Origin of the sequence: Sphingobacterium multivorum (genome assembly GCF_900457465.1) — a bacterium.
In the GTDB taxonomy this organism is placed as follows: domain Bacteria; phylum Bacteroidota; class Bacteroidia; order Sphingobacteriales; family Sphingobacteriaceae; genus Sphingobacterium; species Sphingobacterium multivorum.
The window spans coordinates 779,278-794,055 of record NZ_UAUU01000011.1; the positions used below are offsets into that span (position 1 = coordinate 779,278).

Here is a 14,778-nt window from a genome sequence, read left to right on the forward strand (position 1 = left end):
TGCATATGATGATACTAAAAAAGATATTTCCTTTTTTATTTTTCTTACCGCTAGCTTGCTTGGCTCAGCAAGAAAAAGGAAAGCCTTTCGAAATACAATTTGATATCTCGGGACTTTCCAATGGCGCAAAGCTTCAATTGAATAGCTTCCAGGAAGGTGGTCGGTCCTATGACGTCATACTTAAGGATGGAAAATGTGCCATAAAAGGAACTCTAGAGGAGCCTTCTTTATATGTACTAACGGCAAAGCCCAATTTGAGGGCAGTCATCTGGATTGAACCGGCTCGCATGAAGATATTAGGCGATAGTTTACATTTTTCGGATATAGCGGTGCTGAATTCCAGATCACAGGCTGATGCCATCCCAATCAATAGGCAACTGGATCCCATGTGGAAAGGAGCAGCTGAGCTTGACCGAAAAATTGAAATTGAAACCGATTCGGTCCAACTGGTGGAGTTGAAAATAGCATCGGACCATTATTATCGGTCCATCAGACAGTTGAGAGTCCACAATATTTTTGATAAAACACCGTCTTATCCACTTATGCAGGAACTCTATTTCTTAAGGACATCATTGACAAGAGATTCCTTGCAGTTGGCTTTTGATAGGTTTCCTCAGAATATGAAAAAAAGTAGAACAGGACGGTTCTTAAAGGAATTTCTCCAAGCAAAGGAACTTAGAAGAGGGGATCTGGCTCCAGCTTTTATTGTCAAAGACCTTAATAATAATGATGTGAATTTGACTGATTTTCGGGGAAAGATTGTTGTTCTCGATTTTTGGGCTGCTTGGTGTGTGCCTTGTAGAAAAAGTAATAAGAAGCTACCGATGTTGTATGCTAAATATAAAAAACGAGGTCTAGAGATCCTATCTTTTAACCTAGACACAAATAGGGAGATTTGGAAGAAAGCAGCGGTCGAAGACGGCATATCCTGGACCAATGTGGGCGATCAGCAAGCGCTGAATAGCAAAACAGCAATTAACTATCGGGTGCAGGGATTACCAAAGGTTTATATCATTGATCGAAATGGTTTTATCATAGATACCGGAGGATCTGGGGTGGACCTAGAACGTACTATAGAAGAATCTCTCGATCCTTTGCTTTAAGATCCAGTATAAAAAATAGAGTAGGAGCCGAGGGGGAGGTTATGACCTTTCCTAAATGCAGGAAAGGTCTTTCTCCAATGACGTATGTTTTATTCTTCTGATGTGTTCTTTAGTTGCATTAAGAGCGTGTAGGCATTTTTGCTAACGATTTTCTTCCCTTCAAAATCGCGGTAATTCAATACCTTCACTAGTCCTTTTTGAGGCTCCTCAACTGCTATTTCCGCCAGGCGATAATCGCTGTTTCCTTCCGATATGAATACATAATTTTTTCCTTCAAAGTCTACGATACTTTCTTCAGGCAGAGCGTGCCCCAACGTAGCCGTTGTTTGTATTTCAGCATTCATGTATACACCAGGTATCATATTCTGATCATATTTGTCCAAATGACAATGCACATCTGTCATGCCGGAGGGATCGACATCTTTGCCGATCAAATGGATTTTTCCATTGTACTTTTTACTTGGGTTAGCATTGGAGTACGCCAATAGAAGCTGTCCAGGGCGAAGCTGTTCAAGATCCTTTTCATAGACTTTGAGGTTCAGATGGATATCCGTTGGATTGATCAATTCGAAGAGGATATCCGAAGGATTCACATATTTCCCGATGTTGACATTAACCTTGCTCACATACCCATCTATAGTGCTGTATACGGGAGCACTTTTTCGAATATTTCCAGCAGAAACTGTACTGGGCTGAATATGTATGAGCTCTAGCTGTTTTGCAATGGCATTCATTATAATCTGTTGACTGTTCATTTCGGCCTGAGCTTGCTGCATTACTTTATCGCTACTCGCCTGATTCTGGTTGAGTTCCTTTTGACGTCTGAAGTCAAGCTGGGCAAAATGTAACTTTGATTGGGCCGAGAGATAATCTTGCTGAAGCTGCACAAACTGTGGATTTTCCACAACTGCTATAACATCTCCTTTTGAAACCTTCATACCAGGAAGCAGCTTGGTACTTTTTAAGTATCCTCCTAAAGGAATACTTACCGACACGAAGTTTTGAGGCGGAACATCTATTTTTCCATTGACTTTTAAGATGTTGGTTATCGGTTCGTCCGCAAGCGTTACTATTTCTAAATGCACATTTCGCAACTGGGCATCTGTTAGGGAAACCAGGTTTTCGTCTTTGGGGCCTGGTGGCGTGGAGGCTGCACTTTCCGTATTTCGATGACAAGAAATACAGAGTACAGCCAACACATAAACCATATAGTGGGATAAAAGATTTTTCGTTTTCATTTTTATCGATTTATCATAATGTAATGAAGCAGAATGGCATTTTCATTGAGCTGCCACAACGCATCCGTATAATTACTTTTCAGTGAGATTGCTTGGTTGACCAAAGTGACAAATTCGAGATAATCTATGGCGCCGTTTGAGAATTTTTTCTGTACGGTTTCAAAGACTATTTCAGCATTCTTGAGTCCTTCGGTTTCATATTGATCGACAATATCAAGACTGGTCTGATAGCGTTGAGAAAGCTCTTGTACTCTTTTTTTAAGCTCAAATTGTGCATTTTGCAATTCGTCGCTGGCGATGGTTTCCGCTAGACGTGCAGTCTCGATCCGAGCTCTCTGTCCTTTGGAAAATAACGGTACGGCAACACCTAACTGTACAGAATGGAATCGCGGACTTGCGTCGTAGGTCCTGTTATCTGGACCGGTACCTTTAAAACTATTTAGATTATAGCCTAATAGCAACTCGGGGAGCAATTTAGATTTTTCAACCCTTGTTGCTTGTTCCGAGACTATTTTTTCTTGTTCCAATACCTTGAGCAAAGGATGATCGGTTATTGATAACTGACGAAATTCGATCTTTTCCATAGAACTTAGGGTGTAGGTCTCTTCCGTATTTAGCAGCCACTGGAATTGCAATTGAAGTACCTTTATCTCATCACGTACCTGTCTTAATTGGATCGTGATAGCTGCTTTTTGATTCTTCGCGGTTACACTTTCAAGGGCATCACTTTCACCTGCTTTTTGACGTAGAATGGTTTTGTCGAGAAAGCTGCTATACAATGACAGTGCTTTAGTCAAAAGCTGTTCCTTTTGTTGCCAATACAGTATGTTGTAATAGGTAAGACTGACAGCCTTTTTAAGCTCAAACTCTTTGAGAGAGACTTGTAGTTGACTTATTTTCCATTCTTCGGTATAGCGGGCCCGTTGCCTTTTGTAGACCGCAGGAAAACCAAAACGTTGACTGATACTGACCTTTGTATCCTGATAGGCGCTATTGATCTGGCCATAATCCAAACTGATATCCATCTGCGGAATATCGGCAGTGGATGACCCTATTAGCGCTTTGGCATAGGCAGCTCTTAGTTTTTCAATTTTTATGTTATGGTTGTTTTGGAGAGCGAGTTCAATAGATTGATCCAAAGTAACAACAGTCTGTGCTGTTGAATTGTTTGTTGTTAAAAAAATAAATGCAATCAAAAGAGGTGCAACATGTCGTCCTTTTAATTTATTGAGTTTAAATCCCCGTTCTATAGTTACATAAAGCAAAGGGAGAACGAATAATGTTAATAACGTTGCTATAAGCAGGCCACCAATGACAACAGTTGCCAATGGGCGTTGTACCTCAGCTCCAGCGCCATTGCTCAGTGCCATGGGGATAAAGCCCAGTGAGGCAACCGATGCGGTCATCAAAACGGGGCGCAAACGATTTTCTCCGCCATCGACAACAATGCGTACAATATTGCGGATGCCACTTTTTTGAAGCCTGTTAAATTCGGAGATCAATACGATACCATTGAGGACAGCCACGCCAAATAAGGCTATAAATCCAACCCCGGCACTGATACTAAAAGGCATTCCCCTTAGTGCCAACAGGAAAACCCCACCTATAATCGATAATGGGATAGCACTATAGATCAATAAACTTTCTTTAACAGATTTAAACGCAAGGAATAGAAGTATAAAGATTAAGGCTAAAGCAATAGGGACAGCAATCAGGAGGCGTTGTTTGGCATTATTGAGATTTTCAAAAGAACCGCCATATTTGATGGAGTATCCTGTTGGAAGTTTGATTTCCTTATCAATTTTAGCTTGTAGTTCATGGACGATACTTTGTACGTCGCGGTCTTTGATATTAAATCCGACGACAATCCGGCGTTGTGCGTTTTCACGTTGGATCTGATTTGGCCCTTGCTCAATGGCCACACGTGCCAATTGGGAAAGTGGAATTTGGTTGCCCGTAGGCGTGGGGATTAAAAGGTTACGGATATCGGTAATATTCTTTCGGTCCTTGGCGGCTAGGCGGACGACCATGTCAAAGCGTTTCTCTCCTTCGAATACCAGACCTGTACTCTGTCCAGCAAAAGCAGCATTTATGGTTCTATTTACGTCAGCAATGGAGAGTCGATGCTGGGCGATCATTGGACGGTTATAGGTTATGACGACTTGTGGAAGTCCGCCAATAGGTTCGACGTAAAGATTTTGGGCTCCTTGGACCGTTTCAATGATTTTACCTATTTGCTGAGCATGTAAGGCCAGAGAATCGAGGTTGTCTCCAAATATTTTGAGGACAACATCTTGCCGCGCCCCCGTCATCAGTTCGTTGAACCGCATTTGGACGGGGTACTGAAAGCCGGCCGTAATACCGGGTACATCCGTCAAGGCCATACTCATTTTTGAAGCAAGTTCTGGAAATGTATGGGCCGAAGTCCATTCTTTTTTGTCTTTTAGGATAACCATCATGTCTGATGCTTCCATTGGCATAGGATCGGTTGGCACCTCGCCGCTGCCAATTTTGGTGACTACTTTTTCGACCTCAGGAAATCTGCTTTTCAGAATATGGGCAGCCTTTTGAGTGCTTTCAATAGTCGTAGTCAGGTTACTGCCTGGAAGAACCCGCGTGTCGACCGCAAAATCTCCCTCCTCTAGTGAAGGAATAAATTCCCCGCCGAGGTGACTTAGTGTAACTACGGCAAGTATAAAAAGCGAGATAACCAATGCAAGAATAGTCTTTGGAAGTCGGAGTACTTTGAGTAATACATGGACATAAAATTTTTCAAGTCTTTTCATCAGCCGATCCGAAAGCGAAGGTTTGCTATTTCTCGCACGGAGTAATATTGAACTCATCATCGGTATATAGGTGAGCGATAACAGGAACGCGCCTAATAAAGCAAACGCGACTGTTTCGGCCATGGGTTTGAACATTTTGCCTTCGATTCCTTCCAATGTTAAGATGGGGAGGTAAACGATCAGGATAATGATCTGTCCAAAAACAGCACTGTTCATCATACGACCGGCAGATGCTGTCACCATATCATCCATTTCAGAAGCGGGCACCTTGAGCAATTCTTTGAATCGTTGCTGCTGCATAAGCTGATGCATCACAGACTCGACAATAATGACAGCCCCATCAATGATTAATCCGAAATCGAGTGCACCGAGACTCATCAGGTTACCACTCACTCCAAAGAGGTTCATCATGCAGATTGCAAATAGCATGGCTAAGGGAATGACGGAGGCTACGAGCAATCCAGCCCGTATATTGCCTAGGAAGAGTACTAGTACAAAGACGACAATTAATGCTCCTTCCAAGAGATTTGTCTGTACCGTACTGATGGCATTATTGACCATTTTGGTACGATCAAGAAAAGGTTCAATAAGGACACCTTTAGGCAATGTTTTTCGGATTTCCTCTACCTTGGCCTTTACATCTGCAATGACTTGGCTGCTATTGGCGCCTTTTAACATCATCACGACGGCTCCAGCAACTTCACCATTGTCGTTGTAGGTCATCGCGCCATAGCGGGTTGCATAGCCAGGTTGTACTTGAGCAATGTCCCGAATGAAAATCGGCAGGTCGTTTTGCTTACCCGCAATCGCAATATTTTGGATGTCGTCAATGTTGCCGACCAGTCCTTCGCTTCGGATATAAAGGACTGTTGGTCCTTTCTCAATGTATGCGCCGCCGGTGTTTTGGTTATTGGCATTTAGTGCGTCAAAGACATCGTTGATTGTAATCCCATAGGCATTGAGTCTGTCAGGGCTGACAGCGATCTCATATTGTTTCAGCTTTCCTCCGAAACTACTGACTTCAGCTACGCCTTTGACGCCTAGCAGCTGCCTTCTGACAATCCAATCTTGGATAGTACGCAGTTCGGTTACATTATACTTGTGCTCGTATCCCGACTGGGGTCGAACGACATATTGATAAATTTCTCCAAGACCTGTAGAAATAGGGCCCAGCTGGGGAGAACCTATGCCTGGAGGAATTTCTTGCTGTACCTGTTGCAGACGTTCAGCGACTTGTTGCCGGGCCCAATAGACATCAATGTTGTCATCGAAGACAATGGTTACAAGGGATAGCCCAAATCGCGAAAAACTCCGGATTTCCTGTAATCCAGAAATATTACTGTTGGCCTGTTCGATTGGAAAGGTGATTAATCGTTCAATATCCGTTGCACCAAAAGAAGGGGCAATAGTGATGACCTGCACCTGATTGTTGGTAATATCAGGTACAGCATCAATAGGAAGTTTGGTCACCTGATATGTGCCTATCCCGATTAATGCCAACATCAGTAGTGCTACAATGAGTTTGTTCTTTACAGAGAACTCAATGATTTTCGTAAGCATAATAAATAGATTCTGTTAAATCGTAAAATAATAGCGGAAGACTTCAGCCAAGCATAGAATCGCAGCGATAAAAAAGGATGCAATTGTGACATGACAAAACTTAAACTTTTACTGACGTGAAAGTTATGGTCGGGTGGAAGTCTTCAACCGAAATAATAAGAAGTATGATGTATTAACAGAATTTGGGCGGCTGCCAAATGGAAGTTATGAATGTATCCTCTATAAACTGATCATTCCAAACAGCGGTATTGTTATTTTTTTCGGGTAAGGATCTATTTTTAATTTTGATAGCAGCAATTTGGGGGCACACAAAAACAGCGTTGTATGAGTTGTATGCATCATAAAAGGAAGTTTTTGATCTTTCTCATAGTCATCGTCATGTGGGTGATTCTCTAGGTGGTACCCACTGTAGTGTACGTTCAGAAAATCGACGACAGAGAGGCTTGGATTTTTTACTTTGTGCTCAAAATAATGCTCAATCAACAACGGAAATCTCAATAATTGTGAAATTTCGGTTGCCGACGCGATGTAAATCGTCAAGAAGCATATAGCCAGCAGCTTTTTCATCCTAAACAAAGCTATAAAAAATATCATTAAAATATTAATCAAACTTTTCAACGTTCTGCAGCGTTTTATTGAAAAACAAACAAAATGATTGCTGAACCTTAAAAAATTGACTAACCTGTGAACGATATGTGCTAAAGCATAGTCACAGCCATAACAGGTTGCTTAAGGCTAGGTATAAATTTTACAATTCTTTTAACGTATTTGTTGATCAAAATTTATTTCGAATGACTAAAAATACCCCCCAAAAGGTAAATGACCATCTTGCTAATGAACGAACTTTCCTTGCTTGGATCCGGACGAGCCTAGGGATTATGGGATTCGGTTTTGTAGTTGTTAAATTTTCATTATTTATTCGTCAGATTGAGCTCATTTTAAAAAAAGATGTAGTTGCAGGCTCACAGCATGAACATTCTGGCGCTGTTGGCGTTTCCATTGTAGTCATAGGTGCATTGACAGTTATTGTCGCTTTCTTTAAATATCGTAAAACGAACAAACAAATTGAAGCGGAAAACTTTACTCAAACTTCAAATAGCATCACGATTGTGGCTGTGTTAATTTTTGTCATAGGTATTATTCTGAGCTGGTATCTTATCGATGGTCTTTAAGGAGAAAGCGTTAGATCTAGTTCGCGCTGGAATGATTATTCACGCTAACTAGATCTAAATTGACCGTGCATTCGCTATTTACGATACGGGCAAAATATATTATTGCGATGTACACTGCGCGACCGTTATTTGCTTTATTGCGCTACGTTTTTCTAGAAACTGTCGTAGGGCGATCATCAAAAAAGCAAGAAAACCAAAGCCCATCGTAAGCCATGGCGAAAATTCTACACCTTTCGAAACGATAATCCAGCCACCTACGGTAGTTCCCAAGGTTACCCCAAGATTGCCAAATGAAGTCGCTAGACTATTGGCAAATTCTAGCGCCTCGGGTGCAGAGGAAATCATATAGGTAGATGCGTTTAAGAAGCTAGGAGAATAAAGAAATCCCCACAAGGCAATCGTACAAACCGTGGCGAATAGATTGCCATCGGAAAAATACAGTAGTAAGGGGATAATAAGTGTACCCGATAAGAAAAAGGCCGTGGTAAACGTAATATTTCGGTTGAGCATTTTCCCTGCAACCCAGTTAGCAATGACTCCGATAATACCAAATACAAATAACATATAACTAACCATGGTACTGTCCATATTCTTTGCTTTGTTTAAATACTCGGCGAAGTAACTATAGGTAGAAAACCAAGCTGATACCATAAAGAAATTCATGGCGGTGCTGACCAAAAAGATGGGCTTGGTTAATATTTTCATTTGACTTCCATAGGTTTTTTTTTCTTTCACGGGCAACGGAGGAATGTTAAGATAGATCGCCAATAGCGCGAATATACTGACAACTGCCTGTATTGTGAAAGAATATGTCCAGGAAGAGAGACTGGCAATGTAGGTGGCGAAGGGGACGGTTGTTACCATGGCTATCGCAACACCACTGAAAACAATACTCATAAGCTCATTTTCATTTTGTTTCCCCCCTTTTAAAATGGCGACAGACAATGCTGTTGCAATATAGACAGGTTGGAGAAAGGCCGGAAGAATTCTTACAATAAGCAGTAACCAAAAAGGAGGGGATAATGAAGAGACAGTCGCTGTGACTAAGAAAATAGCGATGGCAGTTAACATGACTTTCTTGCGGTCGAATCCCGAAGCGAGTAATGTCATAAATGGCCCAGTTATCGCAATGATCAAAGCAAAAGCACTCAATAAATAACCTGCTTTATCGATACTGATATGATAATGATCGGCTAGTTGCGGTAAGATGCCAATAATGCCAAACTCTGTTGTGATTACTGCGAGAAAACCCAAAGCGCCTATATATGCGTATTTTTTCATAAATAAAAACTGTTGTGTATGATTAATTATACGAGCAAATGTAAAGGCAAATACTTGCTTCTGGGTGTCAAGCAGCTATTTGTGTGTTACTAACAAATTTGTAAGTAATGGAAAAAGAAATTGTTATATTGGTCGGATTGTGGCGAACCCAAGGAAGGAAGAGAATGTTGTTTGATGTATAGCGCTTAAAGTCTGACTAATTGTTTCCATGATGGATTTTATACCTTATTTCCTGTAAGGCTACTAAACTTATTGCCAAGTTTGTCCTTATAAAAATCGCCTTCCTTCTTAAAGCTTCTTGCATCTACTTCTTCAAGCAACTGGTTTTTATAAAACACATTTTTTGTGTCTTTTCCAAAATCATTGCCCAAGAGTATAAATGTTTTTACATCGGCACCTGGGATTATTTCCTGATTAAAGAACACGTGACTTTTGTCTTTTGAATAGGAGTTGCTTCCGTAAGAGTCAATTTCTTCATCAATAGGATATAATTTAAAAGAGGGGGCATCAACATGCGCATATTTAAAATCTTTTCCTCTGAATAGGATAGTTTTATTGTCGATATTGATATGGTCCTGATCAAGCACACGAATTTTGTGAATGGTGTTAAATGGCCTCTTTACAACAGCTAACCCCTGTTGAAATGGCGGATAATAAATCGTGTCATAAATTTTTATGTAATATTTGTTAATCGCTTCAACGTTTCCAGTATTGGCTAAAATTGCCTTAAAAGTACCGATATTAGGTGAAATATATACGGAGTCTTTGTCCTTTAGAAAGTAATCGTTGATGAACGAAAAGGTGTTCCTGTCGACTTTTATGGGATCATTCGAATAGAAGTAATGATCCTTGTCGCGTGCCCAGTTTATATGACCCGCAACCGCTTCATATGTCTTCGGATCTGCGCCTTCGATAATATGGAAGCCCAGGACCTGATCGATATAATAAACGTGAAAACGATCTTTTGGAATCTGCTGGTCAACATAAAAGGAACTTTTGTCCACAAGTTTTTGGGCATCCCACGAAAATAGACCGCATTTTTGTCTTTGGCGATATCTTCTGACAGGACTTCAAACGATTTGGCGTCAGCCTGCATTTGTGAAATACCCAAGCTAAACCAATTTCCATTCTGACAATAAGCGATCTGCCCTTTCGAATCAATAAAATAGGAACCCGATTTTTGTTTATTGACGGGTTGGCCAATATTTCGACAAGAGATAAGAAAACAAGAAAAAATACAAGCTACAAAAAAAGCACGTTTTTTAATTTTTGTAATGCAGATATGTGCTAACATATTCTTTTTTTAATTAGTTATTACCAATTATTTATGAGGGTAATTGCATAAAACTTGCCCCAATAACCTTTAATGAGTTGTCAATGCGTTTCCAGGTTCTAAAATACCGGAATTTTCCTTCGAGTGGTGCCCCCATAACCTGACCTTTGGCCGTCATCGTAACGACTGAAAGTGCGGTATCTCCCACGAGCTTGATCGCATCGATTTCTGTTGTGGCTTGTTCAATAATCATTGCCTTTGACCTATGCGCATTTAGATCCATTTCTTTTGTTAGCATTTGGCCATCTGGCGCAATTGCTACCAGACTATCGTACAGAAGGAGGTCAAGAGCATCTACATCACTTGCTAGCTGAGCCGCAAAAAGCTGGTTCTCAGCTTCGATAATATCTTCTTTTGTTATTTTGTCCATAGTTAAATCTGATGTTACCATCTTTGTTTTAAGTGTTTATTATTTTAAAAATACTAAATCATTGTTGAGCTTTCGCCATTAGACAATTTCTTTTTTGCGCGCTATGCACCACGAGAACAGTAACTGTTTAAGTTCCTTATGACAATTTGAGATTATTAATTACACCTTCTTTTAGCTCCTTATTTATTTGGTGTAGGCAGCTCCTTAATCCATATATTCTTAAAATCTACGGGTTGACCTTCACTCTGTAAAGCGATAAATCCACTGCTGAGCAACTTACCATCGATCTTCATTTTGGGGTCATACCCATTGGCCGTTCCACCTCCAATCTGAGGTTTTGAATATTCTAGTACGGTATCTCCGTTAATGATGTGTTTGATTAACGAATCTCCCAATACAATCAATTCCCCTTTAACCCATTGATCACCATCATAGGTCTTCGAAGTAGAATTTAAACAATGTGAGGAAGCTATTTTGCCCTGATAGACCACATTGGTTCCAGGGGAACACATATTTCCTGTAGGACGGGGTTGACCATCGCTCAATCCTCCTAAAAGTTGCATTTCGACAGAAATAGGCCAGTCCTGTTCTTTCAACATTGTTCTGGGGTCCTGCGAATGAAACATCACGCCGCTGTTACGAAGCGTATAGGAGGGGGCACCTTTATGGAGCGCGCCTACAAATCGATATTCAAACTTTAAATGATAATAAGAAAAGGGTGTTTTATAATATAAATGGCCAAATTGATCATTAAAATCATCATACTGATCATATCTGACCTTAATTATTCCATCTTCGACTCTAAACGTATTTCCGTAGTTCACACCGACATCATGATGATGAATTTTAACAAACCAATCATTGATGTCTTTTCCGTCAAATAATGATTTCCAGCCAGTATTATCTCCCTGGCTTTTCATTCCTGCGCATCCTGCAAAAATAAGGCCGGTAGCTAATATGGAGTAAAGGATTCTTCGCATAACATTGATGTTTGGTTTAAAATTGGATAGCAAGATACGATATATTACACTAAACTACACATTGCTTCAGCGGGTACCTCCGAACTTTACACTTTATTTGATTTGGAATAATCTGTTATTCCAAGTTTGTTTCCGGATGGATCGTTAAATTCAACTGCTAAACCTGTCATGATCTCAAATGGCTCGCTTAAAAATACGATCCCTTTTTCCTTAAGCCGTTCATATGTTGTCTTGACATCGGCAACGGTAAACCAAATCGTCGGTTTGGTATGTTGTAATGTACTAAGAATGATTGCAGGTTCATTGTCACCTATCTTGAAAGCCGTCATTCCCTTATCCGAAAAATCGAATTTAGTTCCTAGGCCAAGTAGATTTCCATAAAATTCCTTTGCCTTCTCGAGATTTTCTACGGGTAGAAAGAAATTGTCGTAATCCAATATTAAACTCATTTTGTTCAGGATTTAATTTGCGATAGGTCAATACCAAATGCCGTCAATTGAGATGCTCCAAATTCAGTAATATAGAAATTTTTATCACTAGGATCTGCTTTTGCTAACCAGCCTTTTACAATCAGAGCCTCTAGTAAAAGTTGGCCGAGTTTTCCGCCGATATGTTCGTAACATAATTTTGCAGGCTTCATTTTATTGTTATTTTTCATTTTCGTCTCTTATATCAAGTTAATCGTTGATTTATAATTTCTTACCTGTAAAAGTATAAAACTTCAAGTGGAAGCTAAATGACCAAAATCATTGATTCAAGTGGCTATTTGACACAATTCAGCGAGCCAATCTTTGTGAGTAGGAAAACAAAATGTATGCAAATTTGGTATCTAGAGTAGGGATTTTATAATTTATGAGAAAAGAACAGGATAAAGAGCAGCAGGTAAAAAGTTTGTTTGGACGATTTAAAGGTGAATTAAGGGATCCTGCTTATGTAAACGTTGATTTTTTGGTTTTACTCGTGGACATCATCCGGCCAAAGCATGTTCATGTACTTTATCAGGTTGATATTCAATTTTTATTGGGCTTTCTTACAGCAGCACCCGAAGAACTCCAATGTTTTCAACTTTATCTCAAAAGAGTCTTGGCTGAAAAAGATTTTGATCAATTGATTTCTGATACCGGTATAATTAGTTACGCAGATTTTTTTTATGAACTAAAAAAAAGAATCACCGAGCGGTATTTGCCTTTTCAACCACCTAAGTCTACTTTACAATATCTGTTAAATCAGGTTTTTTACAAACCTGGGGATGCGGACTGGGTTGCCGCGATTCCGCAACATCAGTTCGATGAGCTGTTTCGTGTATGTCAATTTGAAACGATTTACGATGACAAAACGGGTTTTGGAATGACCGAAATATTGTATGGGTTGGAACTGTTGGTTCAACGTATTACCGGGCGTGCAATGGAAACAGACGTAAACAAGATGGTACCCGAGTTTCAAAATTTTGATAGCCCATTTATTGCTATTATGCGGGAGTTTACCGAATTGAATGATCGTATTTTACAATCAGAATATAAGTTTATTTCCTCGGATGATCTTTCTTATAAACAAATCTTGGTACTTCATAAGCAATGCGAATCGTATATTGAAACGGCTTTCGATAATTCACATCGTTTTGGAATTTCCATCAAAGTGAATCAATCGCTCTTACGTATGCGGCAACAACTGGAAAGGATCCGAGAAATCTTGTCGTTTTTAGTCATCGATCATGCAGATGAAAAGAGGCAAAAGACGATTGCGCTGGGCACTACACTTATTGGTTATAATTCCCGGAAAAGCAATATTCGCAAATTGGTTGGACAGAGTACACAGCTCTTGGCCTACGAAATTACGCATCATACTGCGCAGACCGGTGAGCATTATATTACCTCAAGTAAACAGGAATATTGGAAAATGTTCCGTTCAGCCTGTGGAGGAGGCCTCATTGTCGGCGTTATGTGCATCGTTAAATTATTGTTAGGTAAGATACACAGCAGTGAATTTGGTCATGCATTTCTTTACAGCATGAATTATGCGATTGGCTTTACGTTTATTTATCTTCTTGGTGCAACTTTGGCAACCAAACAGCCTGCGATGACAGCTTCTGCATTGGTGAACGCTATTGAGCAAGGGATTTCCGAACAGGGGGACAGCAAACATCGTTATTGGAAATTTGCTGAATTGTTTGCCCGATTATTTCGGTCTCAGTTTATTGCCTTTATTGGTAATGTTGTGATGGCTTTTCCGATGAGCCTTTTTCTTGTCTGGGTAATTCAACAATTGTTTCAGGTCAATATTGCGAGCGCCAAGTGGTTACATCTGGTCAATGATCTTAATCCAATAAAAACACCGCTGATCTTGCATGCGTCTATCGCCGGTATTTTTCTATTTCTTTCCGGGATTATTGCCGGCAGTATTTCAAACCGAGACAAACACAACTCGGTGTACTACCGCATTCAAGAACATCCCCTATTGAAAAAAATATTCGGCCAGGCAAAAACAAACAAACTAGCTTCGTTTTATGAAAAAAAATGGGCTGGTATCGTATCCAATATTTGGTTTGGGATCTTTATGGGAACGACAGCTTCCGTTGGACTTTTTTTAGGTTTAAATCTAGATATAAGGCACATTACATTCGCCAGTGGGAATCTGGCATTGGGACTATTTGGTCATGGGATGGAGCTATCTACTGATATATGGATTTGGGGCATTTTAGGGATTGGTATCATAGGATTCTTTAATTTTATGGTCAGCTTTTCCCTTTCCTTACTGTTAGCGTTTCGCTCGAGGAACCTTCCATCAAAAGAATTGATTAAAATGGGAAAGGCGGTTTGGATCTATTTCAAAATAAATCCAAAACTATTTTTCTTTCCACCACAAAAAAATTAAAAATGGGAAGCTTCTTCCAGTGTTAGCTGAGCAATCTTGCTATTTTAAGGTCGGCGCAACACCTATACAGCTAGCAGAAGATGT

The 14,778-nt window shown here is 40.1% G+C and carries 12 protein-coding genes; 3 read left to right on the forward strand and 9 right to left on the reverse strand.

Annotated features, from left to right (window positions below; genetic code table 11):
* Positions 1 to 5: 5 nt before the first annotated feature.
* Positions 6 to 1,103 carry a TlpA disulfide reductase family protein gene (locus DTA23_RS20510; RefSeq protein ID WP_172462472.1) on the forward strand — a complete coding sequence of 366 codons (1,098 nt, stop codon included), beginning with the start codon at positions 6 to 8 and terminating at the stop codon, positions 1,101 to 1,103.
* Positions 1,104 to 1,192: 89 nt separating this feature from the next.
* Here the strand turns inward: DTA23_RS20510 and DTA23_RS20515 are convergent, their stop codons facing one another.
* From DTA23_RS20515 to DTA23_RS20525, 3 genes are all read right to left on the reverse strand, one after another.
* Complete coding sequence (locus DTA23_RS20515; protein ID WP_112375877.1) at positions 1,193 to 2,341, reverse strand: efflux RND transporter periplasmic adaptor subunit; 1,149 nt, start codon at positions 2,339 to 2,341, stop codon at positions 1,193 to 1,195.
* A gap of 2 nt (positions 2,342 to 2,343) precedes the next feature.
* The gene (locus tag DTA23_RS20520) at positions 2,344 to 6,687 is read right to left on the reverse strand and encodes a CusA/CzcA family heavy metal efflux RND transporter (protein ID WP_112375878.1); all 4,344 of its coding nucleotides are present in this window, start codon (positions 6,685 to 6,687) and stop codon (positions 2,344 to 2,346) included.
* Positions 6,688 to 6,906: 219 nt separating this feature from the next.
* Positions 6,907 to 7,254, reverse strand: a complete 348-nt coding sequence (locus DTA23_RS20525) for a hypothetical protein (protein WP_112375879.1) — start codon at positions 7,252 to 7,254, stop codon at positions 6,907 to 6,909.
* A gap of 224 nt (positions 7,255 to 7,478) precedes the next feature.
* Between DTA23_RS20525 and DTA23_RS20530 the strand changes: the two genes are divergently transcribed.
* Positions 7,479 to 7,859, forward strand: a complete 381-nt coding sequence (locus DTA23_RS20530; RefSeq protein ID WP_046675113.1) for a YidH family protein — start codon at positions 7,479 to 7,481, stop codon at positions 7,857 to 7,859.
* Positions 7,860 to 7,958: 99 nt separating this feature from the next.
* Here DTA23_RS20530 and DTA23_RS20535 read toward each other — a convergent pair whose 3' ends face one another.
* The 6 genes from DTA23_RS20535 to DTA23_RS20560 form a co-directional block, all read right to left on the reverse strand.
* The gene (locus tag DTA23_RS20535) at positions 7,959 to 9,140 is read right to left on the reverse strand and encodes an MFS transporter (protein ID WP_112375880.1); all 1,182 of its coding nucleotides are present in this window, start codon (positions 9,138 to 9,140) and stop codon (positions 7,959 to 7,961) included.
* A gap of 218 nt (positions 9,141 to 9,358) precedes the next feature.
* A complete protein-coding gene (locus DTA23_RS20540) occupies positions 9,359 to 10,144 on the reverse strand; it encodes a DKNYY domain-containing protein (RefSeq protein WP_204990996.1) in 786 nt (261 codons plus the stop codon).
* 321 nt (positions 10,145 to 10,465) lie between these two features.
* Positions 10,466 to 10,843 (reverse strand): nuclear transport factor 2 family protein, encoded by a 378-nt coding sequence (locus tag DTA23_RS20545; protein WP_239468820.1) that lies wholly within the window; start codon positions 10,841 to 10,843, stop codon positions 10,466 to 10,468.
* A gap of 179 nt (positions 10,844 to 11,022) precedes the next feature.
* On the reverse strand, positions 11,023 to 11,823 hold the full coding sequence (locus DTA23_RS20550) for a 3-keto-disaccharide hydrolase (RefSeq protein WP_070566848.1): 801 nt from the start codon (positions 11,821 to 11,823) through the stop codon (positions 11,023 to 11,025).
* Positions 11,824 to 11,909: 86 nt separating this feature from the next.
* Positions 11,910 to 12,272: a VOC family protein gene (locus DTA23_RS20555; RefSeq protein ID WP_172462473.1), complete on the reverse strand. Its 363-nt coding sequence runs from the start codon at positions 12,270 to 12,272 to the stop codon at positions 11,910 to 11,912.
* Positions 12,273 to 12,277: 5 nt separating this feature from the next.
* On the reverse strand, positions 12,278 to 12,481 hold the full coding sequence (locus DTA23_RS20560; protein ID WP_046675125.1) for a hypothetical protein: 204 nt from the start codon (positions 12,479 to 12,481) through the stop codon (positions 12,278 to 12,280).
* 194 nt (positions 12,482 to 12,675) lie between these two features.
* Between DTA23_RS20560 and DTA23_RS20565 the strand changes: the two genes are divergently transcribed.
* Positions 12,676 to 14,694, forward strand: coding sequence for a transporter-like protein (locus DTA23_RS20565; RefSeq protein ID WP_070566846.1), 2,019 nt, complete (start codon positions 12,676 to 12,678; stop codon positions 14,692 to 14,694).
* Positions 14,695 to 14,778 lie beyond the last annotated feature (84 nt).

Coding starts and splice junctions, on each gene's coding strand:
- DTA23_RS20510 (WP_172462472.1), top strand. CDS start 6: ATGATGATACTAAAAAAGATATTTCCTTTTTTATTTTTCTTACCGCTA.
- DTA23_RS20515 (WP_112375877.1), bottom strand. CDS start 2,341: ATGAAAACGAAAAATCTTTTATCCCACTATATGGTTTATGTGTTGGCT.
- DTA23_RS20520 (WP_112375878.1), bottom strand. CDS start 6,687: ATGCTTACGAAAATCATTGAGTTCTCTGTAAAGAACAAACTCATTGTA.
- DTA23_RS20525 (WP_112375879.1), bottom strand. CDS start 7,254: ATGAAAAAGCTGCTGGCTATATGCTTCTTGACGATTTACATCGCGTCG.
- DTA23_RS20530 (WP_046675113.1), top strand. CDS start 7,479: ATGACTAAAAATACCCCCCAAAAGGTAAATGACCATCTTGCTAATGAA.
- DTA23_RS20535 (WP_112375880.1), bottom strand. CDS start 9,140: ATGAAAAAATACGCATATATAGGCGCTTTGGGTTTTCTCGCAGTAATC.
- DTA23_RS20545 (WP_239468820.1), bottom strand. CDS start 10,843: ATGGACAAAATAACAAAAGAAGATATTATCGAAGCTGAGAACCAGCTT.
- DTA23_RS20550 (WP_070566848.1), bottom strand. CDS start 11,823: ATGCGAAGAATCCTTTACTCCATATTAGCTACCGGCCTTATTTTTGCA.
- DTA23_RS20555 (WP_172462473.1), bottom strand. CDS start 12,272: ATGAGTTTAATATTGGATTACGACAATTTCTTTCTACCCGTAGAAAAT.
- DTA23_RS20560 (WP_046675125.1), bottom strand. CDS start 12,481: ATGAAAAATAACAATAAAATGAAGCCTGCAAAATTATGTTACGAACAT.
- DTA23_RS20565 (WP_070566846.1), top strand. CDS start 12,676: ATGAGAAAAGAACAGGATAAAGAGCAGCAGGTAAAAAGTTTGTTTGGA.